Below are 25,414 nucleotides of genomic sequence, written 5' to 3'. Positions count from 1 at the left end.
TACACGCTCCCGAAGTCCACTTCGGGGGCGTGTTGCGTAGAAAGCCATCATGACCGAAGTACCTGCTGACCACTTTACGAGCTCAGAACCTAAACGGCGGATCGCCGATTGGTCAGACTATCTGGCTTTGATGAAGCCGCGCGTCATGTCCTTGGCGATTTTTACCGCCATTGTCGGCTATTTATGCGCGCCGGGTGAGCATAACCCCGTTTTAGCGGCCTTGTCGATTTTCGCGATTGCCATGGGTGCAGGGGCCGCTGGCGCGCTCAATATGTGGTATGATGCCGACATTGATGGCCTGATGAAGCGCACGCGGATGCGCCCGGTGCCAGCAGGCATTGTGCATAAGGATGAAGCCTTGGCCATGGGCATTGTGATGAGCTTTTTGTCCGTCCTTTTGCTGGCCCTAACCGCCAAAGGCTATTTGGCGGCAAGCTTACTTGCCTTCACCATCTTCTTTTATGCGGTGGTTTATTCGATGTGGCTCAAACGCTCGACCCCGCAAAATATTGTGATTGGTGGCCTTGCAGGGGCTTTGCCGCCGCTGGTGGCTTGGGCAGCGGCAACCGGGGATATGGCTTTGGATGCTTGGCTTTTAGTCGGCATTATCTTTTTGTGGACCCCACCCCATTCCTGGGCTTTGGCGCTCTATAAGGCGGGCGACTATGCCTCCGCCAACATACCCATGATGCCGGTTGCCAAGGGGGCAGCTTCAACGCGGCTACAAATCTTTATATATTCCATCGCCCTTGTTCTAGTTGGTGTTTTACCGAGTTATAGCGGGCTTGGCGGGCAGATTTACGCTTGGGTTTCTTTGTCCACTGGGCTAGTGTTTTTGCTTCTGGCTTGGCGGGTCCATCGCTCCAGAGCCGGCGATCAAGACGGGCGCGAAGAAGGCCGCGCACTTTATTCAGATAAGCAGATTGATAACCGCCCAGCGCGGGATTTGTTTGCGTTCTCGCTCTTATATCTGACTGCGCTATTTGCCGCATTGCTTGTTGAGCATGGGTTTCATATGCATCACTCGGTGCTGGGCTAAAATCTTAGTTCAGACCCTGATTTCCCCCGCTTCCTCTATGCGCTTAAGGCGACCTTGATGAAAGAAAAACTACCCCTTGATGAGACAACAGCGCGCAACCGCCGCAGCTTGGCGATTGGGCTATGTCTATTTGCCTTTGTCGCCATCGTCTTTTTAGTGACCATTGTGCGCTTGCAAGGTCATGCGCTTAACAAGCCGTTTTAGGGGATCGCTATGGTGATGACCAAAACCACACGCTTTGGACTAATCGCCGCTTTTGTGCCGCTTGCGATGCTTGGTGCTTCTTATGCAGCCGTGCCGCTCTACCAACTCTTCTGCCAAGTGACGGGCTATGGCGGCACCACCCAAGTCGCGACCGCTGCTGCTAGCACTGTCCTGAGCCGCACCATTCAAGTGCGCTTTGACGCCAACGTCGCCCCTGGCGTGCCTTGGAGCTTCAAACCTGAGAAGCCCGTTGTTTCGCTTAAATTGGGTGAGAATGGCTTGGCCTTCTACACGGTCAAGAATGAGTCGGATCGCCCGGTAACCGCGGTCGCGACCTATAATGTCACCCCGCACAAGGTGGGCCCCTATTTTCAAAAGCTGGAGTGCTTTTGCTTTCAAGACCGGACCTTGCAGCCCGGCGAAAGCATGGAATTGCCAGTGATTTTCTATGTCGATCCAGCGCTTGCGACCGACCGTAATGTCGATGAAGTCACCGAAGTGACCTTGTCCTACACCTTTTTTGCCGTCGGCGATAAAGCCATTCAAGCAAGCCAAGGGGATCTAACTGCGCCCCCGGTGGCAAACCCGTAAGAACAAGATGTAAGAAATGTGTCAATACTTGTGAGCTAAGACCGCACTGCGAGGTTGCTTCAGCAGCCAAGAACGCGCTAAACGACAAGAGTTTTTTGAGATTCCAACGCCCCTCGCGTTCGGACAACCTACAGGGCCAAAACATGGGTCACGCCGCCGTTAAACATGATTACCACCTAGTCGATCCAAGCCCATGGCCGGTCGTCTCTTCGCTTGCACTTTTCATTTTGGCGATAGGTGCTGTCATTTTCATGAAGGGCTTTGTCGATGATCCTCTATCCCTGATCTCGGGTTATTTCGCCAATGAAGAAGCAGCCAGAGCCGCCATGGCTGGGGGTTGGAAAGCGGTGGAAGCTGGGTTAGTGGCCAATTCTGGTTTCCAAGGCTTGGACCCAAGCTTGCAAGCCAAGGCGATCGCCGATTTTAAGACCGCCCAACAATGGCATTGGTTACTGGGTAAGGGTGACCCGATCATTCTGGTAGGCGGTTTCTTATTCACCATTTATTGCATGGCTTCTTGGTGGGGTGACGTGATCAAGGAAGCCCATAAAGGCGATCATACCCCCGTTGTTGGCATTGGTCTGCGCTATGGCATGATTTTGTTCATCGCTTCAGAAGTGATGTTCTTTGTCGCTTGGTTCTGGATGTTTTTTGACATTGGTCTCTTCAACGAAGCGCGCACACTTTCAACCATTCCAGAAGTTGCTACCGCTTGGGCAAAATGGCCACCAGAAGGGGTTGAAACCCTGGATGCCTTCCATTTGCCTTTGATGAATACGCTGATCTTGCTGCTTTCGGGTACAACGGTCACTTGGGCCCACCATGCCTTGCAAGAAGGTAATCGAAAGAGCGCGCAATTGGGCTTGATCATCACGGTTCTCTTGGGGCTCAGCTTTACAGGCTTGCAAGTCATTGAATATCACCATGCTTTGCATGAAGATTATTTTGGCTTTGGCGGTGAGACCGTTGGTGTTTATGGCTCGTCTTTCTTCATGGCGACAGGATTTCACGGCGCACATGTGGTGATCGGTACTCTCTTCTTGGCGGTTTGCTTGTTCCGCCTGATGGCTGGGCATTTCACACCCAAGCAACATTTTGGTTTTGAAGCTGCGGCTTGGTATTGGCACTTTGTGGATGTCGTTTGGCTATTTCTTTTTGCCTTTATCTATGTGGCTTTCAGCTAAGGGCGACCCGCCTTAACAAAGGGGTGTGGGTGGGGGCTGGTCTTCCGCCCTTGTCATGTAGGCTTTCGTGGCTTGTCCACACTTTGCAGGACGAGGAGTGGGCCAATGGGTGTGAGTTTCTGGAAAGCGGGGCTTTTAAGCCTTTGCCCCAATTGTGGGCGCGCACCTTTGTTTGACGGGCTTTTGACCATCAAGCAGAGCTGCCCCAACTGCCGCGCTGATTTTTCCGGCCAAGATAGTGGCGATGGGCCAGCGGTGTTTGTGATTCTGGTGGCTGGCGCGATTTGCGTGCCAGTTATTCTGGTGGCCCAACTTGCCCTGCATCCCCCGATCTGGGCGATGGCGTTATTTGCTTTGCCCCTGACAGCGGGGGTGTGCGTCGCCCTTTTGCGACCATTTAAGGCGATGCTGTTTGTCATGCATTGGCGCCACAGGGTTGATCACACCCATGTCTAAGCAAAACACCACCACTCAAAAGCCAATTGCCGATCCATTATCGGGGCAAACGGGCTTTAAGCCCATGCCGGCTTTGACCGTAATCTCCATCCTGTGTCTGGTGCTGCTCTATCAATTGGGGCACTGGCAATGGGTCAAATTTGTGGAAAAATCGGCTGCCCCGGCGGTTAGCGCGGCGGCGAAGCCAGTCTCAATCCAGGCTGCTTTTTCGAGCGCGCCCTTTGAGTATCAAGTGGTGGAGGCTAAAGGAACTTTGGATCCACGCGTGATCGGGGTGCGCGCATTGCACGATGGCGTCAGTGGGCGGCGCTTGTTTTCGCCCATGCAAAGCAATGGCCGTTGGATTTTTATTGACCTTGGCTTTGTAGCAGAAGCTGATCTGGCTAAAGTCCCTGTTGTCGCAGGTCCAAGATCGTATCGCGGTGTGCTGCGCAAAGGGGCCAAGGCCAATAGCTTTACCCCTGAAAATGATCCTACCAAGCAAATGTGGTTTTGGCCTGATCTGGCGGCCATGGCTGGGTCACTCAACCTGCCTGCCGATATCGCACCCTTTTACATCGCGATAAGCCAAGTCGATCCCCTCAATAAGGGGCAGCTCCAAGCCAATCCTTGGGCCGATCCAAAGGGTGCCAATCAAATCCCACCTGAACGTCACTTGGGTTATGCTTTAACATGGTGGGGGTTTGGCTTCGCGCTCATCGGGGTTTATACGGGGTTGCATCTGCGTACGGGCCGCTTACGTTTTGTGCGTCGCTCTCTTTAAAACCAACTCATTATAAAGCTGGATCATGCGCTATCTCTCGACCCGTGGCGGGTCTCCTTCTGTTTCGTTTTTTGATGCGATTTTAACCGGGCTCGCTCCCGATGGCGGGCTCTATATGCCCCAGAGCTGGCCCAGGCTTTCTGAGCAGGTACTGCGCAATGCCGCTTTTGTGCCTTATGCAGAGACTGCTGCGGCAATCCTATCCGTGTTTGCGGGCGATGATTTGAGTGCAGACGATGCTTTGGGTCTGACCGAGGAAGCCTATGGCAGCCAATGGGCCAATCCTGCGATCACGCCGGTTCAACAAATTGGCCCCGGTGACTATCTTTTAGAATTGTTTCACGGGCCTTCTTTGGCCTTTAAAGACGTTGCCATGCAGCTTTTGGCGGGGCTCTATAGCCATATTTTAGAGCGCCGCGACGCGCGCTTGACAATTGTGTGCGCGACCTCTGGCGATACAGGCGGGGCGGCGGTCGAAGCGCTGAAACAAACCGATCGGGTTGACCTTTTTGTCTTGATGCCAAAGGGGCGGGTGTCAGAAGTTCAGCGCCGCTTTATGACCGCGTCGGGTGCCCCCAATGTGCATGCCCTCGATATCGAAGGTGATTTTGATGCCGCCCAAGCCTTGGTCAAAGCGCTTTTAGCCGATCAAGCCTTTAGTCAGGAAGTCACCCTCTCGCCCGTCAACTCGATCAACTGGGCCCGGATCATGGCCCAGAGCGTCTATTATGTCGTGACGGCTTGCGCTTTGTCAGCTGGCAGTCTTGTACATTTTACCGTTCCTACGGGCAATTTTGGTGATGCTTTATCAGGCTATGTCGCCAAAATGCTGGGTGCTCCCATTGGCCGGATCATGATCGCCACCAATGCCAATGATGGCATTGCCCAAGCTTTTGAAACCGGGACTTATACCAAGTCAGCCGCCAGCATTACGACTTTAAGCCCTGCCATGGACATTGCCGTGGCCAGCAATTTTGAGCGCATCGTTTTTGAGGCCACAGGACGTGAGCAAGGGCTACTTAAGCAACTCTATGATCAGTTTGGTGCCATTGGCTCATTTGATTTGCCAAACGAAGCTCAAGCCTTTTTGAGGAGCCATTATGACGCTTTTGGCGTTGATGATCAGGAAACCCGTTGGGCCTTGGCCGATTGCTTTGAACAAACGGGCGAAGTTTTATGCCCGCATACAGCCGTAGGTTGGCGCGCCCGCTATGGCCAGGGTGAGTGCGAGGGTGCGCGTGTACTGTTGGCCACTGCCCATAGTGCCAAGTTTCCAGAGACGGTTGAGGCGATTTTAGGCCAAGTGCCCAGCTTGCCACCCCATTGCGCCGATTTGTTTGCCCGCCAAGAAGTGCGCATCGATATGCCAGCCACTATCGAAGCGGTGAAAGCCTATATCCGAGGCCATCTTGGTGTAGCTGCATGAGTGACACTACCCTGCATCACTTATCCAATGGCGTGCGTTTGCTCATGGATCCGATATCGGGTTTGGCCAGTACCTCCGTAGGGGTCTGGGTAAAAGTCGGTGCGCGTGCTGAGACCCTAGCCGAAAATGGCAGCGCTCATCTGTTGGAGCATTTGGTGTTTAAAGGGGCTGGCGGGCGCGATGCGCGGGCACTGGCAGAAGACGCTGAAGGTCAAGGTGTCTATCTCAATGCTGCAACTGGCTATGAGCGGACTGGCTTTTTTGCGCGTTGTTTAGCTGAAGATGCTGGTTTTGCTTTGAGTTTGACGGCCGATTTGGTGTTAAAGCCCCATTTGCGCGCCGAAGATTTAGAGCTTGAAAAACATGTGATTTTGCAAGAAATCGGTGAAGCTTTTGATGATCCAGAGGACCGTTGTGGTGTCCTTCACCAACAAGCGGCCTTCCCCGATCATGCCCTTGGCCGACCCATTTTAGGGGATGAAGCCAGTTTGGCGGGGATTGATCACGCTGCGATTGCAGCCTTTCGCGCGCGCACGTATGCCCCGTCCCAGATGATTGTCGCGGTATCTGGTGCGTTTGAAGCTTCTGCGATCCAAGACCAAGTTGAACAGGCCTTTGGTGGCCTTGCCCCTTTTACGGCCCCTGCTTTGGCTCCTGTTAGCCTGGGCGGTCAGGCTTTGAGCGAAGTGCGCGACGCTGAACAAATTCACTTAACATTTTCACTCCCCGGTCCCAATCTGGGTAGCCAGCAGGCTATTGCTGCGCGCGTGATGTGCGAGATTTTAGGCGGCGGCATGGCGTCGCGCCTCTTTCAAGACCTGCGCGAGACACGTGGGCTCGTTTATTCGGTCGAAGCTTTTAGCGATCTTTATGAAGATGGCGGGCGCATCTGTGTATCAGCCGGCTGTACGCCTAATGTTGGTGAAGAAGTGGCGCGCCGTAGCGCCCAACATTTGGTAGATTTGGCCCAAAAGGGGCCAAGCGAAAAAGAGCTCAAGCGCGCCTTGCGTATTCTAGAAGCTAGCATGATGATGGCAGCAGAAAGCCCTCCAGCCCGGTGTGAAGTAGCGGTTAGTCAAACCCTGCTTTATGGTCGTCCTTTGGCCTTGTTCGAGGTGGCGTCTCGTATACGTTCTGTCACAACAGAGCACGTGCAAGCTGTGGCGACATCAGCTATCGTTGGTGGGCAGGCTGGCTTTGGTGCCGCTGCAGCAATTGGCCCCACTTTAGGGCTTGGCGCCGCAGAGGTTTTTGCGGCAAGCTTTCGCTAAGATCATTTGGGGGCATCGCCTTGGCATTTTTAAGTCTGACAGGCCAATCTGAAAGCCGGCTTCGCCTTGAAGGGCAGGGCGTATATCTGCGCGAAGCCACTAAGAATGACTATCAAGCTTGGGCTGATCTACGCCAGAAGAGCCAATCTTGGTTGGTCCCGTGGGAACCAGAATGGCGTTTTGATGAATTGTCGCGCGCTTGCTACTTATGGCGGCTGCAAGGCTGGCACCAGGATAAGAAATTGGGCTTAGCGGCACCTTTTTTAGTATTTCGGGCTAAGGATGATATTTTGGTCGGTGGGGTAAATATCTCCAATATTCGCCGCGGTGTCGCGCAAGATTGTACCCTGGGCTATTGGGTGGGTGAACCCTATGCCCGTCAAGGCCTCACGCGCGCAGCCGTTCAGACTGTAATCGCATATGCCTTTGGCCGATTAGGCCTGCACCGCATCCAGGCGGCCTGTATTCCCTCCAATTACCGATCGCGCAAACTTCTTGAAAGTATAGGTTTTCATGAAGAGGGTTTGGCGCGGGGCTATCTAAAAATTAATGGCACTTGGAAAGATCACGTACTCTACGCCATTTTGGCGCACGACCACCAAACTTAGAAACAGGGTTTACGCCTGCCCGGCGGTTTGGGAAATTTGCCAAGGTTCTAACCCTAAACGGCTGATCGCATCGACCCATTTTTCATCTAGATTTGTGGTTGTAAAAACGGCTTCAATGTCGGCGTCGGCAACCAACCAAGCATTGTCGCAAATTTCCGCCTCTAATTGCCCTGCATCCCAGCCAGCATAGCCCAATACCAAAGTTGCACGATTAGGCTTATTGCCATGGGCAATCGCTTGTAAGACGTCGCGGGTCGCGGTCATTCTGAGACCATGTACAATTGCTTGAGTACTTTCATCGCCTTCCCAATCATCGCTATGAAGAACAAAACCACGGTCTCGTTGACAAGGACCGCCGTCCAATACCGGCGCGATCGGTAGTCCTAGCGCGCAATCGATCCCCAATCGGTCCAACAGGGTGGGTAAGGTAAGTTGTGGCATAGCGCGGTTGATCACAAGACCCATGGCATGTGTATCATCATGATCACATATCAATATCACAGCGCGCTTAAAGCGCCGATCCCGGATGGAAGGGCTAGCAATTAAAAATCGACCGACCAGATAATCTTTCATGGGGCTCATGGTGTTGCGAAATTGCGGATCTGTCCAGCCTTGATTGAGGCTAGAAGAATTTGGTCTGCACTGCAAACAAAAAGAAAATTAACACATGCATTTTGGTAAATATTACTTTGTTTGTGAAGTCCTGTGGACTAGAGATACCTTCGCGATTATCAGCTATTTTATGGAGTAGAAAGATGACACTAAAAGTAGGCGAAAGCCTCCCCGAAGCGACATTCATGGTCCCAACCAAGGACGGCCCTGCTGCCAAGACCACAGCTGAGATTTTTGGCGGCAAAAAAGTTGCTTTATTTGCCGTCCCAGGGGCTTTTACGCCAACCTGCTCTGCCAAGCATTTGCCGTCTTATAAAGAAAAGGCTGCTGAACTGGCTGCCAAAGGCGTGGACGCGATAGCTTGTTTGTCGGTCAATGATGTTTTTGTTTTGTCGGCTTGGGCAAAGGATCAAGGTGTGAGCGATGACATCATCATGCTGGCTGATGGTAGTGGTAACTTTGCCAAAGCGATTGGCCTTGAGATGGATGCCTCCAAGTTTGGCATGGGTACACGTGCACAGCGCTTTTCCTTGGTCGCCGACAATGGCGTAGTCACCCACTTATTTGTCGAGGCACCAGCCGAATACAAGGTGTCCAGCGCTGAATATATGCTCGAGCATATCTAAGCGATCGGTTCGGACGTCAGGGAAGGGGTGTCCAGATTTGGCTGACGCAGATCGGCCCAATGCACCCCTTCACTTCCAGCTTGCCATCGAGCTTTAAGCGCACTTCACTGCGATAGGTTTTGCCCTCAATTGGGTCATAAATCTGCCCACCGGTCAGCTTGCCTTTACCCTGATCGCTAAAGCCCGTCAGGATGGCTAGGCCGACAATGGGCCGCGACCGTAAAGCCGGATTTGGATTTTTCACGTCCGTTTGCGCGCCATTCTTGTCGGCCTTTGGGCCAGGACCAATGATCTTTCCGCATAGTTTTGGGCCGCATGGCTCCAGCCGAATGATACCGCTGCCATTGGCGGTCACCCATTTTGTGCCGATGAGATCCTTAGCGAAAGCGGGAGTGGCACACACAAGCACAATAAGCCAAGTGGTCATGGATAGGAGGTCAGGGCGCATGGTCACATTCAAATAAGACGATGAAAACTTGATTATAGCGTCTCGCCGCAATCAGGAAAAGTCGCGCGCGTGCGATGGGCTTGATGATTGAGCCATCTGGGCCCATTGTTAGGCATCATGTCTCGTTTTGACCGTTCCTTTATCGATGAAGTGCTCAACCGCGCCTCCATTTTGGATGTGGTGGGGCGCAAAGTGTCTTGGGATAAGCGCAAATCCAATCTGGCGCGCGGCGATATGTGGGCCTGTTGCCCGTTTCATAATGAGGCCACACCCAGTTTTCATGCCACCGAAGCGAAGGGTACTTATCATTGCTTTGGCTGCGGCCAGCACGGCAATGCCATCGACTTTGTGATGGCGACCCAGAATGTGCCGTTTCCTGAAGCTGTGGAAAGCTTAGCGCGCGATCTAGGCCTTGCTTTACCAGAGCGGGATCCAGAGGCTGGCGCGAAGGATGATCAAGCCAAACGCCTTCACCATGCGCTCGAAGCCGCCAGCGCCGCTTTTGCCCAAGCGCTGCGCAGTTCAGCAGGCGCAAAAGCGAGGGAGTATCTGACCAAGCGGGGGCTATCCCAAGCCGATTGGGATCGCTTTGGTTTAGGCTATGCCCCCAATAGCCGCACGTGGCTGAAGGATCGTTTGACCCAAGGCGGGCATAGTTTAGCCGATCTTGTGGACGCAGGCCTATTAAAAGCCCCCGATGATGGCGGCGCGCCGTTTGATTTTTTCCGTGGCCGGGTGATGTTCACCATTGCCGATGGCCGCGACCGCCCGGTTTCCTTTGGCGCTCGCACCCTAGAGCCCGATGGCCAGCCCAAATATCTCAATGGCCCCGATAGTCCGGTTTTCAGCAAAAGCCGCAATCTCTATCGCTATGCTCAAGCCCGCGTCGCTGCCAAGGAAAAGCCCATTGTGGTGGCGGAAGGCTATATGGATGTCATCGCGCTTGAGCGCGCGGGTTTTGCCGGGGTGGCACCTTTGGGTACGGCTTTAACCGAAGATCAATTGGGCCTGATTTGGAAGGCCAGTAAGCGGCCCATTTTATGCTTTGATGGCGACAAAGCGGGCCTAAAGGCGGCAGAGCGGGCATTGGACCGCGCTTTGCCTTTGGTTTCAGCTGAAAAGACTTTGGCGTTTGGTTTTTTGCCTGAAGGCCAAGACCCAGATGATTTGATCAAGTCGAAGGGTGCGGTTGGGGTTGAGGCCGTTTTGGCGCATGCGCTTTCCCTCGGTACCTTTTTGTTCCAGCGCGAACAAGACCGCGACCCCCTGGCGACCGCAGAAGCGCGCGCAGGATTGCGTAAAAGATTGCGTGCCTTGACCGCCCAAGTGACTGATCCCGATTTACAGCGCGAGCTAAATGAGGAGATGCGCCGCAGTCTCGAAGCACTCTTCGCGACGACTGCTCGCCCAGCTTTTGTTCCTAAGCTTCGTGGCAAGGCGGGGGATGGTGCCCCTATCGGGACCGCAACTTCTGAACTGCGTCTCAAGATCAAGTCGGGTAATTCGAGGCCGAAGCGAGCATTGGTGGACATTGTAACCGCCCCTTTGCGCCGGCCTGAGCTACTTGACGCCAATGAAGAAGCCTTTGCTGGACTGTTTATTGACAATCCAGAGCTGGATGTGCTGCGTCACAGCCTTTTGGACCTGCATCTTGCGGGTACGCCTATTGATTTTGACAGCGTTCGTCGCCATTTGGAACATTTGGGTCGTGGCGAATGCGTGCGCTTGGTTGACGAAGCACGTACCAGCCCGATCAATCCTCACGTTCGGCCAAACGTCGGAGGCGAGGAAGCAAAAAATTCATGGCTAATGGCTTTACAGCGGTTAGAGACTCAGCGTGCATTGGCAGATGATGCTGCTGAGGCTGTTTCAGCGGCGGGAGGTGGCGACGAAGCTGCATTCGCGCGTCTGAAGCGACTGGTGGATGAGCGTCGTGCCTTACGTGCGCAAGAGGCCAACAGTTCTGGGGTGGCGACAGATTTAGTCGGGCTTGATTTGCCCGCAGTTGATTAATGGGATGGATGGCGCGAAGAGCGTTCGCAAACAACATAGCTGTGGTTAAGGCAGCACTTTATAGCACCCACAAGCGGGCCTTAGCAGGAGGTCGGCGATGGGCGCAAAATGGGTTCGTGCTGGATGATGGATGTCTAACCAGCAAAGCCCTTTTCAGCAATTAGGTGCGTCATGTGACGACATGGCGAAACCAAGAGGCGGCACATTCATGGTAGAAAAAGTTGAAGAAGCGCAATCAGCAGAGGCCCCCGATGCGCCACTTCTGGACTTAAACAATGCGGCGGTAAAGAAATTCATCAAGGCGGGTAAGCTGCGTGGCTGGGTCACAGTCGATGAGCTTAATAAAATCTTGCCTTCAGAAGATTTCACCTCTGAGCAGATTGAAGATGTGATGGCCCAGCTCAGTGAGATGGGCGTTAATCTGATTGAAGCTGAAGATGATAGCCAAGATGACAGTGGCGAAGTGACAACTGTGTCCTCGTCCAGTTCAGCTATCGTGATACAAACCGGCAATACCAAAGAAGGCCAAGATCGCACCGACGATCCCGTCCGCATGTATTTACGCGAAATGGGTGCGGTTGAGCTTTTATCGCGCGAGGGTGAAATCGCCATCGCCAAAAGGATCGAGGCCGGTCGCGATGCGATGATCCGCGGCCTATGCGAAAGCCCGCTAACCTTTGAAGCCATCATGGTATGGCGCGATGAGTTGCAAACTGGACGGGTGTTGTTGCGTGAAATCATCGACTTGGAAGCAACCTATGGTGCCGAAAATGCGCCCCCTGTGGTTGATGAAGAGGAAGAAGAAGAAGAAGAAATCATCGTCAGCAATGAAGATGAAGAGGATGAAGACGCCGCCCGTGCGGCCCGCGTCGCCCGCTCAGAGGCAGAAGATGATGAGGGTGCTGCTCTCTCGATGTCGGCGATGGAAGGCGAATTGCGCGAAGGCATTATGACCATTTTGGACACGGTGGCTGCCCATTTTGACGCTTTCCGCGCCCTCAAAGATCGCTCATTGGATGCGCGTATCCGTGGTGTCTCTATCACCCAAGATGACATGATCGCCATGGACGTATTGCAAAATAGCATCATCGAAGAACTAAAAAGCCTTAAACTCAATAATGCACGTATCGAGGCACTTGTTGAGCAACTCTATACGATCAACAAACGCTCCATCGGTCTTGAAGGCAAGTTGATGCGTTTGGCAGAAAGTTGTGGCGTCGCGCGCCCTGATTTTGCCCATGAGTATCAAGGTCACGAGATGGACCCTAACTGGACCGATAGGGTCAAGGATAAATCGAAGACCTGGACACGTTTTGGTGTCGACCAGCGCGATCGTGTGGAAGAAATCCGCTCTGAAATCTATGCGCTGGCGCAAGAAACAGGTGTACCCATCGATGAATTCCGACGAATCGTCCAAACCGTGCAAAAGGGCGAACGTGAGGCGCGTCAAGCAAAAAAGGAAATGGTAGAAGCCAATCTGCGTCTGGTGATCTCGATTGCGAAGAAATATACCAACCGAGGTTTGCAATTCTTGGACCTGATCCAAGAAGGCAATATTGGCTTGATGAAGGCAGTGGATAAGTTTGAATATCGCCGTGGCTATAAATTCTCCACCTACGCCACTTGGTGGATCCGCCAAGCCATTACCCGCTCGATTGCGGACCAAGCGCGCACCATTCGTATCCCGGTGCATATGATTGAGACGATCAATAAGTTGGTGCGTACGTCTCGCCAAATGCTCCATGAGATCGGCCGCGAACCTACGCCAGAAGAATTATCCGAAAAGCTCGGCTTGCCGCTAGAAAAAGTCCGCAAGGTGATGAAAATCGCTAAGGAGCCCATCAGCCTTGAAACGCCCATCGGTGATGAGGAAGACAGCCATTTGGGCGATTTCATCGAAGATAAGAATGCGATTTTGCCAGTGGAAGCTGCCATTCAGTCCAATCTACGTGAGACCACAACGCGTGTATTAGCAAGTTTGACCCCGCGCGAAGAACGCGTGCTTCGGATGCGCTTTGGCATTGGGATGAACACCGATCATACGCTTGAAGAAGTCGGCCAGCAGTTCAGTGTAACACGCGAACGCATCCGACAAATCGAAGCCAAGGCGTTGCGCAAGCTTAAGCACCCTTCTAGGTCGCGTAAACTTCGTAGCTTCCTCGATAATTAGTCTTCTCAAATACGAAAGCAAAATGGGTGTATATGGAAACAGACTGCAACATGGTTTCATCTGGTTTGTCTTTGCTTATTTGCTTGTTCAAACTAACTTGATCAAGTGGGATCGTTTTTAGTTTGTCTCATTATGTTGACTATGCTAATCAGACTGTGATCGACGAACCTGGTACCATCGTCGCCTAGAATCTACCCCAAATTGGGGCCATCTTGGCGTCCTTCCATGCTTCTAAGATGCCGAATGCCGTGCCGGATATCGCATGGTCACAGTGGCTGTAAGCAAGCGATGCGGCCCGACAGAAGGAAAGGGTCCCATGATGGCGACCGGAGTTGTTAAGTGGTTTAACGCAACCAAAGGCTATGGCTTTATACAACCTGACGGGGGTGGCGGCGATGTGTTTGTGCACATCAGTGCGGTAGAGCAATCAGGGCTTAATGGTCTCAATGACGGCCAAAAAATTAGTTTCGAGCTGAAGACCGAGCGCGGTAAGACAGCAGCTTCTGAACTCCAGCTCCTATAAATAAATCAGGATCGGTGGCGGTATCGACGTTCGAGGTAAAAGATAGCCCCATCCTTTATTGATACTCGCTCCTACCACGCAGCTGTTTAACGCTACCGTGCTAGATTTTATAGTCTAAGCGCATTTTAAAGGTTGCGCGGCTGGGTCTGGTTTTCTTGCGCGGTGGCGGCTTGCTGGCGCTATCAAGCAATTTGTGTAGCCGGGTACGGGCATCTTGCATTTGCTTTCACGGGGTGTTTATGTAATTGAGTTCGATAAACTTGCGCGAAGCTGTCTAACACATCTTCTCCGGAGTGATCCAGCTGCGCCAATAGGCTGGCGCGCATGTCTTGGGGCAAGTGCAGAGGGGCTTTTGCTTCAAAGCGCAAAGCAAACACCGTTGTGACTTACTGACTTGTTGCCCACTGGCCCTGATGCAAGCAGACAGTTCTTGCGCAATCCTTAGACTGAAATGAAATAGCGGTTAGACTTGGTCTAAGGCACCTCAGCCATTCCAGCAGCAAGATTGCGTTACATTGTCAGAAAGCAGGCTTAATTGCCTTGAGGTCACTCCTAGGCAAGTGCCTAGGGGGCTAACTCACCATGCGAAGGCGCGGTGCTTCGTTTGCAGCATTGAGAACATCTGTGCTTGATCGCGGCCGGCCGAACAAATTTCCTTGGGCGTGGGTAATGTCAAGTTCTAAGATCTCAACAATGGTACGCTCTGATTCCACGCGATCAGCAATTAATTCAACACCATAGCGTGAGAAAACTGCTGAAACGTCGGCAGGGTCAAACTCTCTATTAAGCCCAGTGACTGGTAATGTTTTGGTTTCTACCAATTGTTGGACTAATTTTTCGCCAGAGATTTTCACATAGCGAACGCCCATTCGTTCTAGTTTGCGCAAATCAAGATCGATCGTGTCACAACGGTCAAGGGAAAAGCGGAACCCTAAGTCAAACAAGCGGCCCATATTTCGCTCTGCCACCATTGCAATTTTTTCAAAGGAATGACGGGACAGTTCAAAGATTATCGAACCTGCAAGGTCTCGATTGTCGCGCAAAAACGTCATGAATTGGGGAAAGAAGGTCTCATCTGCCAGACTGGTGGTTGAAATATTGCAAAAGATGGCCATGCGACGATCATGCTTGATTAAACGGCGCGCAATTTGCACACAGCGTAAAAGAAGCATGTTATCAATCTCCCCAACCAAGCCGGATGGTTCGGCAACACGCATGAATTCACTTGGAAGAATAACAGCGCCAGATGGGTCGCGCAGGCGTGTAAAACCCTCATAATAGACGATTTTGCGTTGAGGTAGCGCCACGATAGGTTGCAAATGCAGCTCAACCCGGTTTTCTTCCAGCGCAGAGCGTATCGCTGAAAGCAAGCTTTGATCTGAACGTTGGGGGGCAGTGGCAGGATTGTCTTGACCAGAAGGGTTGGATCTTTTCTCGCCGCCTTGAATATAATGATTGAGCAAGGTAGCTAGCTGTTGTACTTCGCGGGTAAATTTGGCTTCGCGCGTAGTCGCATCTTCAACGACATGGGTCTTTAGCGCTTCGATTTCCTGATGGGTGGCCGTTTGGCTGTCCTTAATTGCCTGTAACTCACGATCAAGACCGAGCCGCTCTTCCTTAGACAAGTTCGACCTTCGTGGTGCAAAAGCCAGATGAAAAAGCCCAGAAGCCACGCATAGCAGCCCACCCATACACACACTCACCGCCGTGCTGACTTCAGCGACAAAATGCGAATAAGCGCCAAGTCCAATGCCCGCTATGGCGTAGATCAAAAATATGAAGATGTGAACTAGGGCTTGCACGGGTTTCTCCCGAAAGTGCTAGAATGACCTTTCAACATCAAGACTGAACTGGTTAATGATTGGTTTATTTTGCTATCTTTGCCATAAGGCTTGGGGCACCTAGCTTAAGACTAGGCAATAGGATTCCAAATGCCATGATGGATCCATTTGATCAAAACCAGCACCAAATCAGCGGCGATCGCGTCCAAAATTGGGGGCATCAACATCTTGTCCGGCATCAATAACATCTCGGCGCATTTTGCGGGCGCGTTCAAATGTCGAAAACAAGGTCGCCCCATCGCTCCACCGGATTGCGCGCCGCAGGGCTGTTAAATCTTCTGAAAAGCGTCCCAATAGATCTAAGATCGCATCTTTGTTCAATAAAAAAACATCCCGCCACATGGTTGGGTCAGAAGCGGCAATCCTTGTGAAGTCACGAAATCCGCCGGCGGAATACTTAACCACTTCGCTATCGGTAAGTGTTTCCATATCCTGCGCCGTCGCGACCAAACAAAAGGCGATCAGATGGGGTAAGTGGCTGGTCATTGCCAGCACCTGATCATGGCGCATAGGGTCCATTAATTCGACCTTAGCGCCCATAGCTTCCCACAAACGTGAAAGACGCACCACCGCTTCACCATAGCCATGGCGACTATCGTTAAGCGGGGTTAAAATCGCCCAACGATTGACAAACAAACTGGCAAAGCCAGCATCGGGGCCCGACCTCTCCGCTCCTGCTATCGGATGTCCTGGCACAAAAAAACAATGGTCAGGTACGATTGGTGCCAATTGATCAATCATCGCAACTTTGACAGAGCTAACATCGGTTAAGATGGCCCCCAGCTTTAGGGCCCCGACAATTTGGCTTCCAATCTCTGCAATGCTACTAGGTGGGGTGCACAAGACAACAAGCTCGGCGTCTTTAACTGCTTGGACCACGGTTTCACACACCATCCCCAACCCAAGCTCTTGGGCGCGCTGACGTACTAAAGGATCCAAATCATATAGGGCAACACGTTCAGCAAGATCATAATGATGAACGGCTCTAGCCAAGGAGGATCCGATAAGACCTATGCCTATGATGGCCATATTCACCTTGGCATCAAGTTTCATGGCTGGCCCATAAATTCTTCAAGACTAGAGACCACCAAGCGGTTGGGGGTTTCAAGGCCTATAGAAATGCGCAGATAATCATCAAGCCCATAGGCACGCACTGGCCTGACAATCACCCCGCGTGAACGCAGAAAGCTGTCTGCCATGGACGCGGATTTAGAGCTTTGGCTTGGAAATTTCACCAATATAAAATTGCCAACACTGGGTACAACATCCAAACCAATTTCTGCGATATGACGACTCATCCAGTCCAGCCACTGGCTATTGAACGCGATGCTTTGATTGCAAAATGCATGGTCCAAAATTGCTGCTTCTGCGGCAGCTAGGCCAGGCGCACTTACATTGAATGGCCCCCGCACGCGGTTGAGTGCATCAATGACAATTTGGGGTCCATAACACCAGCCCACACGGGCCGCGGCCAAACCATGGATTTTGGAAAAGGTACGCGTCATCAATACATTGTTGGCCTCACCTGCCAGCTCCAACCCCGATGCATAATCATTGCTAAGAACATATTCACTATAAGCCGCATCAAGAACAAGGAGCACATGTTCGGGCAAGTCGGCGTGAAGGCGTTTAATCTGGGCGTAGGGCAAATAGGTGCCTGTGGGATTATTCGGATTGGCCAAGAAAAGGAGTTTTGTCTTAGCGGTGACACAGGCCAATAAAGCGTCAACATTCGCTGTTAGATGTGTTTCAGGCGCAGAAATACATACCGCCCCAGCCTGCTGTGCTGTTAGTCGATAAACCAGAAATCCATGTTCGGATTGCACCACTTCATCGCCTTGATCAAGAAAAGCCCGCCCCAGGAGCTGGAAAATCTCATCTGAACCATTGCCGCACATGATGCGGTGGCGATCCAAACCATAAAGCTGGGCAATGGCTTCACGTAACTTGGCATGATCGCCGTCTGGATAAGTGGCTAAATCCTTTGCCGCAGTTTGATAGGCGTGTTGCGCTAAAGGGCTACAGCCCAATGGATTTTCGTTAGAGGAGAGTTTCCAAGGCCTTTCAATGCCGGCAATGACGGCTTCTCCACCCTTATAGGGGGCAATATCTAGAATACCGGGAAGCGGGGTAACTGGCATGAAACGGGCCTATATAATGTTGGTTTGAATGGGATGGGTGTACCCCTGTGGGCATGGCGTTGTGGCTGGCTTTGGTCAAGGGGTAGGATGTGCAGTTTATGAAGATCTTGTGTGCCATTTTAAGCCAGCCTTTACATCCGGTCCTTAGACACAACGACAGAACTGGTCCTTAGCTTATAAAAATGTGATTTCTAGGAGGCCGAGAGTTGAACAATCTAATAGTCAGAAATTGGTGGGTAGAATGAGTAAGACCGTGCTGATCGTCGATGACGATCCATCGCAACGTCGTTTGCTACAGGCCGCAGTTGAGCGCCAAGGGTTTGCGACGCGCTCTGCCGAGGATGGCGCACAAGCCATCGCACAAGCCTTGGATCCAGCCGTGGATGTCGTCTTGTTAGATTTGATCATGCCTGGTGTATCTGGCATGGAAGCTTTGGCTGCAATCAGAACTAAACGCGATGATCTGCCCATTATTGTGTTAACGGCCTCAGGGGGCATCGACACCGTTGTTAAGGCGATGCAAGCTGGCGCATCAGATTTTTTTGTAAAGCCTGCAAGCCCAGAGCGTGTATTGGTTTCTATTCGCAACGCGCTTAAAGTGGGGGAATTATCTGGAGAGGTCAAACGGCTCAAGAAAAAAGCTACAGGCACGTTCACTTTTATTGACATGGTAGCGGGGGCTTTCGCGATGCGTCAGGTCATTCGCTTGGGTCAACGCGCAGCTGCATCTAACATTCCCGTGCTAATCTTGGGCGAAAGTGGTGTGGGTAAGGAAGTGATTGCCCGAGCGATCCATGGCGAAAGTGAGCGATCCGGACGCCCGATCATAACCGTTAATTGTGGCGCAATACCTGAAAACCTTGTGGAAAGCATTTTGTTTGGCCATGAAAAAGGGGCTTTTACCGGTGCGCATGAGCGTCATTTAGGTAAGTTCCAAGAGGCAGCCGGGGGCACGCTATTCCTTGATGAAGTTGGTGAGCTGCCATTGGACATGCAAGTGAAATTGTTACGTGCTCTCCAAGAGGGTGAGGTTGATCCAATTGGCTCCAAGCGCCCAATCAAGCTTGATGTGCGCATGATTGCTGCAACCAATAAGGATTTGGCCAAACTGGTAGCGGAAGGGAGGTTTCGTGAGGATCTCTATTATCGCCTTAATGTATTTCCCATCGACGTGCCGCCACTGCGTGATCGCATGGAAGATATCCAAGATTTGGTGAAGCATTTTGTAACCCGGATCAATGCCGAAGAGGGTAAGTGCGTTTTGGGTATCTCACCTCACGCCTTGATGATGCTGCAAAAATTTGACTGGCCAGGTAATGTCCGACAATTAGAGAATGCGGTGTTTCGGGCGGTTGTTCTCAGTGATGGAGATTTTCTTCAGCCAGAGGATTTTCCCCATATTCAAATGGCATTACCTCATTTTCCAGTGCAGAGCGGGGAAAATGATGCGCCCAAGACGTCTCAAGGGGCACCAATTGGCCTAGACCTAGCCAATATGCCCGCGAAAGGCGATGGGTTAGCGGCGGCCCTAGACCACACAAGTTCAGTTGCTATCTTTGATCCGGCCGGCCATTTGCGCACCTTGGAGCAAATTGAGCGCGACTTGATTGAATGTGCGATTGATCTTTACGCTGGACACATGACAGAAGTTGCCCGTCGTCTTGGCATTGGGCGTTCTACACTGTACCGCAAGTTGAAAGAATATGATCTTGTTGAGCATATAACCCAAGCGGCTGGATAAAATCGAAGATGAGAGTTTTACTTTCCATTTGTGGTTAAGACAATTGAACAATATCGAATTCAAATGATTGGACAAACCTCAGTGCATTTGATGGCCCTTTAAGGTATCAGAGGTCGTATGAATTCAGCCAAACTAAAACATTCCAAGGCTCTAAATTTTTATCTATGAACCAGGCGGGAAATCAAAGTGAAAATGCATGGCGAACCACACAATAGTGGTTTTAAATCATCATCCGTCGCTAGGTTAGATGCTTCACAAGCTCCTTTGTCATCAATTTGCAAAACTCTCCAGTCCATCTTGTTCGCCATCGTGTTAATTGGATAGAATAAGGCTTCGACACTAGTTACTTAGCCAATTCTGTGTAAACTTTCATCTTATTCATGATTACATATTTCGTCATCTTGTGTACCATGGTCTAGGCAAGATGGTCAAAACGCTTGTTAGCACCAAATTCTTGCTTCCAGCAAACAAAATCGGCTTTCTGCTTTAAACTTTATCCACCATTTCCTCCGGCCGGATTAGACTAACCCAATCAATCTCCCCCTAGCCTAAAGCGAACTTAGCTTTGTGGTGAGTCAGGTCATGGCAGGTCAACTCAAGATCACCGCCACACCTTTAGGTGAGCTTGATAGAGCCATGCAGGAAGTCATATCATGAATACATTTAAATTTCCCGGTAAATTTCCCGGTTGGCCTTGGATTGGAGAAGGTATTCGGATTGCTGCACCTATTCCTTTGACTTTATCGGCGGTGGGGTTGGTGTTGATTTTGTGGCGCGGTGGCTGGCCGATTGAGACGGCAGAAGCGCGGGTGCAATGGCTGGGTATCGCGCTTTTAGCCAATATTTTCATGATTGGGCTTGCCCTGTTTCTTACTAAAGACGGCATCAGTTCATTCTCTTTGAAAGCTGGAGCCGTCGAAGTGAACGTGAACGAGGATGAACATGAAAAAAACCAATAGATTTTTAGAGCTTTTGCCCCGCATTTTAAAGCATGAAGGTGGGTTTGTTGATCACCCAAAAGACCCAGGTGGGGCTACAAATTTCGGTGTCACTCAGGCGGTATATGATTCGTTTAGGCGTAACGCAAAGCTGCCAATTCAATCGGTTGCCAACATCAAATACAATGAAGTCAGCTCCATTTATAAATTGATGTATTGGGATGCCATACGCGGCGATAATTTGCCTGTTGGTGTGGATTATGCGGTTTTAGATTTGGCTGTGAATAGCGGCGTTCATCGGGCCATTCGTTATCTGCAACTTGCCTGTGGTCTAAAAGACGATGGCATAATCGGACCGCGTACGATTGAAGCGGCCACCACACTTCCTTCAGGATCTTTGGTTCAAGCTATCATGGCCCGGCGCGCTTCTTTTGTATCGCAACTGCGAACTTTTGCCACGTTTGGCAAAGGGTGGTTCCGTCGCATCAACGAAGTCAGGGCTGTGGCTTTAGAAGATGTCGGTGTCGCATGATCCATTGGAAAGCATATCTCATTGGCTTTTTGCTTTTGGCTTTATGTATTCTCTCTGGCTACATGACGTTTCTTACAACCCAAGTCGCAAAAGCCAAACAAGCTGCCAAGGTAGCACAGGCAGAAGCCTTGGTCAGCAAAGCCACCGCCAAAGCGATAGACCGTGTGACGCAGACAGAAAGGCGTATTACGCATGAGGTGCAGTATGTCACAAAAGAAATTGAAGCGCTCCCATCGGCTGATGCGTTTGTACCCCCTGATGTTGCCGCTGCTTGGGGTAATGGCATTGACGGCCTGCGCAACGCCAGCACCCAGCCTGAGCGTAACGGTGCCAGAAACCATCAAAACCTGCCCAAGGACTGAGCGGCCAAGCACGGATGGTCTAACAATTGGTGCGCTGGCGGCTTTTTCGGTTCAACAAAGTGCCGATCTCGAATTGTGCGATGCACGCCGAGAAGCGGCGATCTCAATCATAGACACCATCAATAAAGCCAACGCACCAAAAAAACCTTGGTGGCGGCAGTAATTTCCAGATTATGGTTAGCAAACGGGCTTTGTGGCGCATGTTTGGTATCTACATTCCATTGTGTCGGATTGAGTTGTTTCGATATCTCTACAATGTGCCTTTCCTAATAACGTAAAAGCTGCTTTCCTTTAATAACGACTTTCGCTATGAACGCGTGTGTGAATAGTCCAACCTCCGCATCATTTGATATTAGCCCTTCAAATCGGCTGGGCCAACACCGTGAAACGGTCGCTGGTGGGGAAGTGGTGCGCGCCTTTATTCCGCCGCCCTTACCGCCCAATCCGCCGCTTCAGTTGGAGCCCCTGTTCGCCTTATTGGACCGGGCTAATCAAGCTCTGGGGCGACTGGATGGGATGAACGCATTATCTTTTAGACATAAGCCATTGAAAACACTGGTGCTGCAAACAGGATTGAACTTGCGACCCCATCATTACCAACAGTGAGGCCCTCGTTTTTTCGCGTTTTCACGGCTTGTCACAATTTTTCATAATATATTGTGTCACATAGATTTTCTTCTAATATTATGGGACAGCTTGTTACTGAATTTTTCCCATTTGGTAGCAAATTGGTAGCAAAAAAAGCTGAAAATCGGTCCAAACTTCGCCATTTTTGAGATGATGGTGTCGCGTGATGGGGTCGATTGATAGCATAAATATGGCATAGGAAGTTAACTTTGTAAGACGTTTTGAAGGCAAAAATCAATAAGCGATTTGTCGATTCAGCGATGCCGCCGGAGACTGGGGACACGCGGATTTGGGATATTGAGCTGCGTGGTTTCATGCTTCGGATCTCGTCGAGTGGCCGGAAGACCTATTGCGTAAAGTATCGCGTCATCCGTCAACAACGCTGGATGACAATTGGCGAACACGGTTTGCCTTGGACTCCTGAAGCAGCGCGCAACCGCGCGCGAAGTCATCACCGAGGCGACCAAGGGCGTCGACTTATCTGAGAGCCCGAGTGAACGGGTAAAAGCTTTGGCCGGAAAAGGTGGGCTGGTCATAGCAAAGGCCATGCGTGACGGCACCAACACGGTCAATTTCTATGCGGGCACCGGCAAACTCAAGGGCGCGCTGGAAAACTGGCTTTTCGCGATTGACGGTACCTACCAGTGGAACAACCGGATCGATCAATCGGCCTGGGCCGGACGGGTGCAGGTGGGCTATACCTTCGCAAAAGCCAAGTGGCGCCCCTCGATCACCTACAGCTTCCAGACATTCTCGGGCGACGATCCCGACACGCCCGGGCTCGAGCGGTTCGATCCGTTGTTCTACGAAGGCTCGCCCAGTGCGTGGTCGACCGGGTCCAAGTCCTCGATGGTGTTCATCAATTCAAACGTGCGTGCGCACGGCGTAGCCTTCCGGGTGCAGCCGTCGCCCAAGGACACGTTGACGCTACGCTTGACCAGAATCGACGCCAACCAACTGCGCAGTCCGTTGCAATTCGGACAGGCCGAACGCGTCGATTTCGGGACCGGCGGCGATCTGCCCAATGTTGTCGCCGGGGTCACGGCCTCTCACGTCTCAGACGACATTTTCCTCGAATACAATAGAGTCATCACTCGCAATCTATTTTTATCGGCTGGAGCCACGATCTCAGAACCGGGTGAGGGAATCGAGAACACAGTGCCGGGCGGCGTCCCGGCGTGGACCGGAGGGTACGTCAATCTCGTCTTCAATTTCTAGCAATACGGAGACCGATTTTTTGCTGATCATTGATCACCATTTTCTGCGATGATAATGATATTGCGCCTTCGGGAACGATCAAGATGATTTGTGGGCTTTGTGGACCTCCGAACACTGAATAAGTGGTTTTGTCGTTCGGTCACGCAATTAGCCTTTGCTCGCCCTTTTTCGGTGGACTATATTGAAAAGGTAAGGGGAATTTCATGCGCGCATTCCGTTTGACCGCACTGGCACTGCTGGCATCCTCCGCTAGCACGGCGCTAGCTCAGAACGCCGACCGGATCTGGACCGGCGGGCCGATCATCACCATGGAGGACGAGGCAATGCGCGCCGAGGCGATCGCCGAGGATGACGGCAAGATCGTCGCGGTCGGTAGCGTCGCCGAGGTGATGAAATTCAAGGGGCCCAAAACCGAGGTCATCGGCCTCGCAGGGAGAACGTTGCTACCCGGTTTTGTCGACGCCCACGGTCATGTCACCGGCGGCGGTTTGCAAGCGATGAGCGCCAATCTGCTCGCTCCCCCCGATGGTGATGTGAAGGACATTCCTTCCATGATCACAGTGATCCGCCAGTGGATCAAGGACAACCAGGCGATGGTCGACCGGTATGGTATCATCCTCGGCTTTGGCTACGACAATGCCAGTCTCGCCGAGGCTCGCCACCCGACCCGCGACGATCTCGACGCGATTTCGACCACAATCCCGATCTATCTCATCCACCAGTCCGGGCATTTCGGCGCGACCAATTCGGTCGGGCTCGCCAAGCTCGGCATCACCCGCAAAACGCCCTCCCCTGAAGGCGGCATCATCCGGAAGCGAAGCGATGGCGAACCTGACGGGGTGTTCGAGGAAACCGCCCATTTCATGAGCCTGGGCAAGATGTTCACGGTGTTCGACGGCGAAGCGGTGCTGGGGATCGTCAAGTCCGGCACCGACCTTTGGGCTCGATTCGGCTACACCACCGCTCAGGAAGGCCGCGCCACTGCAGGCACGATCGCTCAGCTCGAAGGAGCGGCGGGCGCGGGCCTGTTGCCGATCGACGTGGTCGCCTACATCGACGTGCTGGTTGACCGCGACATGGCCAAGGCCAAGTCTTCGCCCGATTACGTCAAGCGCTTCCGCGTGGGGGGCGGCAAGCTCACCATCGACGGTTCGCCGCAAGGCTTCACCGCCTGGCGCGATCATCCCTATTTCGCCCCCGTGGGCGAATATCCGCCTGACTATGTCGGCTATCCGGCCGCCACCCGCGAACAGGTGTTCGATGCGGTCGACTGGGCCTATGCCAATAATGTCCAGCTGCTGACCCATTCCAACGGCGAGGCGGCGAGCGACCTGCTGATCGCCGCGCTCGGGCAGGCCGAAAAGCACCACGGCAAGGGTGACCGCCGGCCGGTGCTGATCCACGGCCAGTTCCTGCGCAAGGACCAGATCGCGTCCTTCGACCGGCTCGGCGTGATCCCCTCGTTATTCCCGATGCACACCTTCTACTGGGGCGACTGGCACCGTGATCACACGATCGGCCCAGTCGATGCCGACAATATCTCTCCCACCGGCTGGGTCCGCGAGCGCAAGATGATCTTCACCACGCACCACGATGCGCCGGTTGCCTTCCCAGACTCAATGCGGGTGCTCGATGCCACGGTCACGCGTCGTTCGCGCAGCGGCGATATCCTTGGGGCATCGCAGCGGGTCGACGTTATGACTGGCCTTAAGGCGATGACGATCTGGCCTGCCTATCAGCATTACGAGGAAGACCGGAAAGGCTCGCTGAAGGTCGGCAAGCTTGCCGATTTCGTGATCCTTTCGGCCGATCCGACCGCGGTCGATCCAGAAACAATCGACCAGATCAAGGTCGAGGAAACGATCAAGGAAGGCCATACGATCTATCGCCGCAAATAGACCGTGGCGGCCGCGGCGGGCAAACATCCAAACTGAGTGAAGGCCCGCCGATGCGCATTGAGCAGTTCGCCGGTATTTGTCTCGTCACCCGGACACGGCTTGCGTCCGGCATCCGCACCTCTGCGCGAACCATTTGGCTGGAGCTGGACTTGTAACGGTTTCGTTCCGGTGTGGTATCTCTT

27 protein-coding genes are annotated in these 25,414 nt (G+C 52.3%); 22 read left to right on the top strand and 5 right to left on the bottom strand.

Going from position 1 to position 25,414, the window contains the following annotated elements:
* Nucleotides 1-49 precede the first annotated feature (49 nt).
* The 9 genes from PsB1_RS06790 (at nt 50) to PsB1_RS06750 (ending at nt 7,542) form a co-directional block, all read left to right on the top strand.
* Entirely contained in the window at nt 50-1,039 is a 990-nt protein-coding gene (locus PsB1_RS06790) for a heme o synthase (RefSeq protein WP_284359959.1), read from the top strand.
* Nucleotides 1,040-1,096: 57 nt separating this feature from the next.
* Complete coding sequence (locus tag PsB1_RS06785) at nt 1,097-1,243, top strand: cytochrome c oxidase system small membrane protein (RefSeq protein ID WP_284359958.1); 147 nt, start codon at nt 1,097-1,099, stop codon at nt 1,241-1,243.
* A 15-nt stretch (nt 1,244-1,258) separates the two neighbouring features.
* On the top strand, nt 1,259-1,834 hold the full coding sequence (locus PsB1_RS06780) for a cytochrome c oxidase assembly protein (RefSeq protein ID WP_284359956.1): 576 nt from the start codon (nt 1,259-1,261) through the stop codon (nt 1,832-1,834).
* Nucleotides 1,835-1,977: 143 nt separating this feature from the next.
* Entirely contained in the window at nt 1,978-3,018 is a 1,041-nt protein-coding gene (locus PsB1_RS06775) for a cytochrome c oxidase subunit 3 (RefSeq protein WP_284359955.1), read from the top strand.
* A 105-nt stretch (nt 3,019-3,123) separates the two neighbouring features.
* Nucleotides 3,124-3,474, top strand: a complete 351-nt coding sequence (locus PsB1_RS06770; protein WP_284359954.1) for a DUF983 domain-containing protein — start codon at nt 3,124-3,126, stop codon at nt 3,472-3,474.
* Nucleotides 3,467-4,237 carry an SURF1 family protein gene (locus tag PsB1_RS06765; RefSeq protein WP_284359953.1) on the top strand — a complete coding sequence of 257 codons (771 nt, stop codon included), beginning with the start codon at nt 3,467-3,469 and terminating at the stop codon, nt 4,235-4,237. Before PsB1_RS06770 ends, PsB1_RS06765 begins: the two co-directional genes overlap by 8 nt.
* A gap of 25 nt (nt 4,238-4,262) precedes the next feature.
* Nucleotides 4,263-5,663: a threonine synthase gene (thrC, locus tag PsB1_RS06760; RefSeq protein WP_284359952.1), complete on the top strand. Its 1,401-nt coding sequence runs from the start codon at nt 4,263-4,265 to the stop codon at nt 5,661-5,663.
* The gene (locus tag PsB1_RS06755) at nt 5,660-6,934 is read left to right on the top strand and encodes a M16 family metallopeptidase (RefSeq protein WP_284359951.1); all 1,275 of its coding nucleotides are present in this window, start codon (nt 5,660-5,662) and stop codon (nt 6,932-6,934) included. Before thrC ends, PsB1_RS06755 begins: the two co-directional genes overlap by 4 nt.
* 20 nt (nt 6,935-6,954) lie before the next feature.
* The gene (locus PsB1_RS06750) at nt 6,955-7,542 is read left to right on the top strand and encodes a GNAT family N-acetyltransferase (protein WP_284359950.1); all 588 of its coding nucleotides are present in this window, start codon (nt 6,955-6,957) and stop codon (nt 7,540-7,542) included.
* A gap of 9 nt (nt 7,543-7,551) precedes the next feature.
* On the opposite strand, the gene PsB1_RS06745 is transcribed toward PsB1_RS06750, so the two are convergent.
* On the bottom strand, nt 7,552-8,115 hold the full coding sequence (locus PsB1_RS06745) for a YqgE/AlgH family protein (protein WP_284359949.1): 564 nt from the start codon (nt 8,113-8,115) through the stop codon (nt 7,552-7,554).
* Between the two features lie 182 nt (nt 8,116-8,297).
* Between PsB1_RS06745 and PsB1_RS06740 the strand changes: the two genes are divergently transcribed.
* Nucleotides 8,298-8,780 carry a peroxiredoxin gene (locus tag PsB1_RS06740; RefSeq protein ID WP_284359948.1) on the top strand — a complete coding sequence of 161 codons (483 nt, stop codon included), beginning with the start codon at nt 8,298-8,300 and terminating at the stop codon, nt 8,778-8,780.
* Between the two features lie 16 nt (nt 8,781-8,796).
* Here the strand turns inward: PsB1_RS06740 and PsB1_RS06735 are convergent, their stop codons facing one another.
* Nucleotides 8,797-9,228, bottom strand: a complete 432-nt coding sequence (locus PsB1_RS06735) for a DUF2147 domain-containing protein (RefSeq protein WP_284359947.1) — start codon at nt 9,226-9,228, stop codon at nt 8,797-8,799.
* Nucleotides 9,229-9,345: 117 nt separating this feature from the next.
* On the opposite strand from PsB1_RS06735, the gene dnaG reads away from it, so the two are divergent.
* The 3 genes from dnaG to PsB1_RS06720 all read left to right on the top strand — a co-directional run bounded on the left by dnaG (nt 9,346) and on the right by PsB1_RS06720 (nt 13,934).
* The gene (gene dnaG / locus PsB1_RS06730) at nt 9,346-11,241 is read left to right on the top strand and encodes a DNA primase (protein WP_284359946.1); all 1,896 of its coding nucleotides are present in this window, start codon (nt 9,346-9,348) and stop codon (nt 11,239-11,241) included.
* Nucleotides 11,242-11,449: 208 nt separating this feature from the next.
* Nucleotides 11,450-13,411, top strand: coding sequence for an RNA polymerase sigma factor RpoD (rpoD, locus tag PsB1_RS06725; protein WP_284359945.1), 1,962 nt, complete (start codon nt 11,450-11,452; stop codon nt 13,409-13,411).
* 316 nt (nt 13,412-13,727) lie between these two features.
* Nucleotides 13,728-13,934: a cold-shock protein gene (locus tag PsB1_RS06720; RefSeq protein WP_320412723.1), complete on the top strand. Its 207-nt coding sequence runs from the start codon at nt 13,728-13,730 to the stop codon at nt 13,932-13,934.
* Nucleotides 13,935-14,506: 572 nt separating this feature from the next.
* Here PsB1_RS06720 and PsB1_RS06715 read toward each other — a convergent pair.
* The 3 genes from PsB1_RS06715 to hisC form a co-directional block, all read right to left on the bottom strand.
* Nucleotides 14,507-15,736: an EAL domain-containing protein gene (locus tag PsB1_RS06715; protein WP_284359943.1), complete on the bottom strand. Its 1,230-nt coding sequence runs from the start codon at nt 15,734-15,736 to the stop codon at nt 14,507-14,509.
* 168 nt (nt 15,737-15,904) lie between these two features.
* Nucleotides 15,905-16,828, bottom strand: coding sequence for a prephenate/arogenate dehydrogenase family protein (locus PsB1_RS06710; RefSeq protein WP_284359942.1), 924 nt, complete (start codon nt 16,826-16,828; stop codon nt 15,905-15,907).
* The gene (gene hisC / locus PsB1_RS06705; protein ID WP_284359941.1) at nt 16,825-17,916 is read right to left on the bottom strand and encodes a histidinol-phosphate transaminase; all 1,092 of its coding nucleotides are present in this window, start codon (nt 17,914-17,916) and stop codon (nt 16,825-16,827) included. The genes PsB1_RS06710 and hisC overlap by 4 nt, the downstream gene beginning before the upstream one ends.
* A gap of 241 nt (nt 17,917-18,157) precedes the next feature.
* On the opposite strand from hisC, the gene PsB1_RS06700 reads away from it, so the two are divergent.
* From PsB1_RS06700 to PsB1_RS06665, 9 genes are all read left to right on the top strand, one after another.
* Nucleotides 18,158-19,657, top strand: a complete 1,500-nt coding sequence (locus tag PsB1_RS06700; RefSeq protein WP_284359940.1) for a sigma-54-dependent transcriptional regulator — start codon at nt 18,158-18,160, stop codon at nt 19,655-19,657.
* 653 nt (nt 19,658-20,310) lie between these two features.
* Complete coding sequence (locus PsB1_RS06695) at nt 20,311-20,616, top strand: hypothetical protein (protein ID WP_284359939.1); 306 nt, start codon at nt 20,311-20,313, stop codon at nt 20,614-20,616.
* Nucleotides 20,600-21,127, top strand: a complete 528-nt coding sequence (locus PsB1_RS06690; protein ID WP_284359937.1) for a glycoside hydrolase family 108 protein — start codon at nt 20,600-20,602, stop codon at nt 21,125-21,127. Before PsB1_RS06695 ends, PsB1_RS06690 begins: the two co-directional genes overlap by 17 nt.
* Nucleotides 21,124-21,489: a hypothetical protein gene (locus PsB1_RS06685; protein WP_284359936.1), complete on the top strand. Its 366-nt coding sequence runs from the start codon at nt 21,124-21,126 to the stop codon at nt 21,487-21,489. Before PsB1_RS06690 ends, PsB1_RS06685 begins: the two co-directional genes overlap by 4 nt.
* Nucleotides 21,455-21,652 (top strand): hypothetical protein, encoded by a 198-nt coding sequence (locus tag PsB1_RS06680; protein ID WP_284359935.1) that lies wholly within the window; start codon nt 21,455-21,457, stop codon nt 21,650-21,652. The genes PsB1_RS06685 and PsB1_RS06680 overlap by 35 nt, the downstream gene beginning before the upstream one ends.
* Nucleotides 21,653-21,810: 158 nt before the next feature.
* A complete protein-coding gene (locus PsB1_RS06675) occupies nt 21,811-22,095 on the top strand; it encodes a hypothetical protein (RefSeq protein WP_284359934.1) in 285 nt (94 codons plus the stop codon).
* A gap of 281 nt (nt 22,096-22,376) precedes the next feature.
* The gene (locus PsB1_RS11940; protein WP_420887889.1) at nt 22,377-22,601 is read left to right on the top strand and encodes an Arm DNA-binding domain-containing protein; all 225 of its coding nucleotides are present in this window, start codon (nt 22,377-22,379) and stop codon (nt 22,599-22,601) included.
* The gene (locus PsB1_RS06670; RefSeq protein WP_284359933.1) at nt 22,510-23,334 is read left to right on the top strand and encodes an alginate export family protein; all 825 of its coding nucleotides are present in this window, start codon (nt 22,510-22,512) and stop codon (nt 23,332-23,334) included. The genes PsB1_RS11940 and PsB1_RS06670 overlap by 92 nt, the downstream gene beginning before the upstream one ends.
* A gap of 203 nt (nt 23,335-23,537) precedes the next feature.
* The gene (locus PsB1_RS06665) at nt 23,538-25,232 is read left to right on the top strand and encodes an amidohydrolase (protein ID WP_284359932.1); all 1,695 of its coding nucleotides are present in this window, start codon (nt 23,538-23,540) and stop codon (nt 25,230-25,232) included.
* Nucleotides 25,233-25,414 lie beyond the last annotated feature (182 nt).

Origin of the sequence: Candidatus Phycosocius spiralis, from assembly GCF_030158815.1 — a bacterium.
In the GTDB taxonomy this organism is placed as follows: domain Bacteria; phylum Pseudomonadota; class Alphaproteobacteria; order Caulobacterales; family Aquidulcibacteraceae; genus Aquidulcibacter; species Aquidulcibacter spiralis.
This window is presented reverse-complemented; position numbering and strand designations above follow the sequence as displayed.